Source organism: Ruoffia halotolerans, assembly GCF_014049385.1.
Classification (GTDB): Bacteria; Bacillota; Bacilli; order Lactobacillales; family Aerococcaceae; genus Ruoffia; species Ruoffia halotolerans.
Window position 1 is genome coordinate 1 of the sequence record NZ_JACAOA010000054.1, and the last position, 3,023, is coordinate 3,023.

Below are 3,023 nucleotides of genomic sequence, written 5' to 3' on the forward strand. Positions count from 1 at the left end.
TAAAGACAAACCACAACTTCATTTGGCTTGAGTTTAGCTATCTAAAGACAAACCGCAACTCCATTTGGCTTGAGGTCGGGAAACTAAAGACAAACCGCTACTCCATTTGGCTTAAGTTCGGCTATCTAAAGACAAACCAATACTCCACTTGGCTTGAGTTCGGGCAACTAAAGACAAACCGCAACTTCATTTGGCTTGAGTTCAGCTATCTAAAGACAAACCACAACTTCATTTGGCTTGAGTTGCATTTTCAAAAAAAAAGAGAACCTTAATTTTATCAAATTACGGTTCTCTATGTAATCTCTAATCCATTTCTACAATTGTTCGACCAACGTGTGAGCCTTCTTTTAAGGCGGTGATTGTTTCAGAAACGTCATCTAGTTTAATTGTTTTCGTGTTTAAATTATCAACAACATTCCATGAATCCGCCAAGTTGTTCCAGATTGTTTCGCGTTCTTCTCTTGAAGCGTTGACTGAGTTGATCCCTAGTAAGTTAATGCCTCTGAGAATTAATGGCAAGACGGTTGTTTCTAATTTTACTCCCGCTGCATTTCCGCATAAACTCATGCTTCCCTTTTCTTGAATTTGCGGAATGAGAGTAGCGGCAACATCGCCTCCGACGGTGTCTAAGACGTAGTCGTATTTTTGAGAAGCAAGAGCTTTTTTCTCGCCAATATCTTCTGCCCATAAGATTTGATGCGCGCCAATATCTTTAACAACTTTCTCCTGATAGTCTTTACGGATCATTGCTGTAACGTTTTGGTATCCGGCTTTGACTAGGATGGCTAAGGCAATACTCCCTACGCCACCGGAAGCACCAGTCACTAATATTTGTTGATCCAATTTCGGATCCATACCATGCTGTTCAAGTGCTCGAACAGATTGGGCTGCTGTGAAACCAGCTGTCCCATAAGTCATAGCATCTTTTAAGGACAGATTTTCTGGCACCGGAATGATCCATTCAGAAGGCACTTGAGCGTATTGGGCTAGGCCACCCGTGTGATTCACACCTAAATCGTATCCTGTAATGAGTACTTCTTGTCCAACTTCAAAAGATTCATCTGTCGTTTTAACAACTTCTCCACTTAAGTCAATCCCTGGAATCATTGGGTAGCGACGAATCACGCCACCCTTTGCTTGAGTAGCTAACATATCTTTATAATTCAGTGATGAATAGTGAACTTTGATTAAAACTGAACCTTCGTCTAAATTTTCTTGCTTTATTGATTCAACTTCATAACTTACGTCGTCGTTTTCTTTTCGTACAACGAGTGCTTTAAATAAATCCAATTTCATTCTCCTTTTATTCGATGACTATTATTTTTTCTTGAGCAATATCGCGAATTTGATAGAATAACTCTCTCACATCTTTATCCTCAACCTGATCAGCAAAGTCTGTTAATAAGTCGTAATTCACATGCGCATCAGTCACTTCACCAAACTCATCTTGAATGGCTTCGGCTGCTTTTTTATACGGTTTAGTTTTTATGGATGTTATATTTTTATAGTATTTTGCTGCATAGCGATTTTTCTTAGCATCTTTTCGAATATCATGAACCGTTTCATAATCTTCGAGATCCACTTCTTCATACGCTTTTTGCAATTTGTCATTCTTTTTCTCTAAGCGTTTAGCAACATATTTGTCCCAATCAAAATCTTTATCCAACTCTAATTCTTCAAGCGTTTCTTTAGTGATTGTTAACGCGTCTTTGACTAGTTCAACATTCGTCACGTTAAATGTGCGACGCATTTCTTTCCGGCGTTCTTTGCCTAATAAGTTAAACGCATCATAAAAATACTCACTTAAATCTGGTTGTTCTAAAGCTACTTCTTCAGTAAATTCAGTCAATACATCGAGTTCACGAATAGGTCCAAATACTTGCGCTGCTTCGCGAAGTGGTGCATTCATTGTATCATACGTTTCTTCACCGATAATCGGTTTGATAAAGTTCAATAAACCACGCAATTCTCTTATACTTACTCGCAAATCATGTGCTATATCACTATCAAAAGGATTATTAGAATAATCCACGTACCGCGCTTCAATGATGCTCAGTCTCTCCAGCAAAATATTTTTTACTTTTTTGTCATTCGATTCACCTCTCACTCTTTTTTAAATTTGTTTTTCAATACCTTAAGTATAGCACTTACATCCGCAGAGCTAAAACAATATACTGTGCACAGTTGTTGTGTGGATATGTTGATAAAATGAAAAGTTATTTGCAAATTATGAACATGTGCATAATTATTTTGATTTAAAAAAGTTCGCTTGTGCCATATAGTTATACACAAACGAACTTAAGTAATTAAATCTCTTCAAAAATAACCGCACAACGGCCTTTTTCATCCAAATCACTGACTTTAATAATTGTTAAACCTTTTTTATTCGCGTAATCGGCAATTTCTTGGTATAGCTTTGTCATTTGAGTTTTAAAGACGCCACCATTTGCATCAAAATCTTCTACAATATATTTCTTTGCCATCATTTGCCTCCTCAGTTTATTTGTTAATGTTATTTTAACACAAATGCTGTGGTATAATCTTTTAACACGCTTTTCAGAGAAAGTATTTTAAATCAATTCATATTTTCTTGGCATAATCTTGTCACAATTAAATATCATCCTTAAGACTGATATCCGAATCAATCCTTGGCGTTATAATGTATATAGTCAAGAAAGGGTGTGTATTAATGAAAGCAAATAAAACTTCAAAAACAACTTTAGGTAAATTTGTCAAAGCCTTATTCAAAAAAGAAACACCTCTATATATTAAAGGTATTGTCGGTGTCGCCCTAGCCTATACGATCTTCCCCGTGGATGTCCTGCCAGATATCTTTGGTCCCTTAGGTTTTGTTGACGACGCGGCAGTAATTGGTGTCTTAACTACGGTTGCGATGACTTTACTTGATAATTTCTATGAAAAACAAACTGGAGTGTCGAAAGTCGACCCTCAACAAAATATTAAAGATGCAGAAGTTGTGAATGACTAATTGAATATAAAATAAAAGCCCTGAGCGATTTTTA

Annotated in this window: 5 protein-coding genes; 2 read left to right on the plus strand and 3 right to left on the minus strand. The window is 36.6% G+C overall.

From position 1 onward, the window contains the following. On the plus strand, positions 1–272 hold a 272-nt coding region (locus tag HW423_RS10610), incomplete at its 5' end, for a hypothetical protein (RefSeq protein ID WP_218931878.1). 31 nt (positions 273–303) lie between these two features. Here the strand turns inward: HW423_RS10610 and HW423_RS10615 are convergent. The 3 genes from HW423_RS10615 to HW423_RS10625 form a co-directional block, all read right to left on the minus strand. Beyond that, on the minus strand, positions 304–1,290 hold the full coding sequence (locus HW423_RS10615) for a YhdH/YhfP family quinone oxidoreductase (RefSeq protein ID WP_218931879.1): 987 nt from the start codon (positions 1,288–1,290) through the stop codon (positions 304–306). A 13-nt stretch (positions 1,291–1,303) separates the two neighbouring features. Next, positions 1,304–2,032, minus strand: a complete 729-nt coding sequence (locus tag HW423_RS10620) for a CHAD domain-containing protein (RefSeq protein ID WP_328803191.1) — start codon at positions 2,030–2,032, stop codon at positions 1,304–1,306. A gap of 274 nt (positions 2,033–2,306) precedes the next feature. Continuing rightward, on the minus strand, positions 2,307–2,483 hold the full coding sequence (locus tag HW423_RS10625) for a hypothetical protein (RefSeq protein WP_218931880.1): 177 nt from the start codon (positions 2,481–2,483) through the stop codon (positions 2,307–2,309). Positions 2,484–2,689: 206 nt separating this feature from the next. Between HW423_RS10625 and HW423_RS10630 the strand changes: the two genes are divergently transcribed. Next, positions 2,690–2,989 (plus strand): YkvA family protein, encoded by a 300-nt coding sequence (locus HW423_RS10630; RefSeq protein ID WP_218931881.1) that lies wholly within the window; start codon positions 2,690–2,692, stop codon positions 2,987–2,989. Positions 2,990–3,023 lie beyond the last annotated feature (34 nt).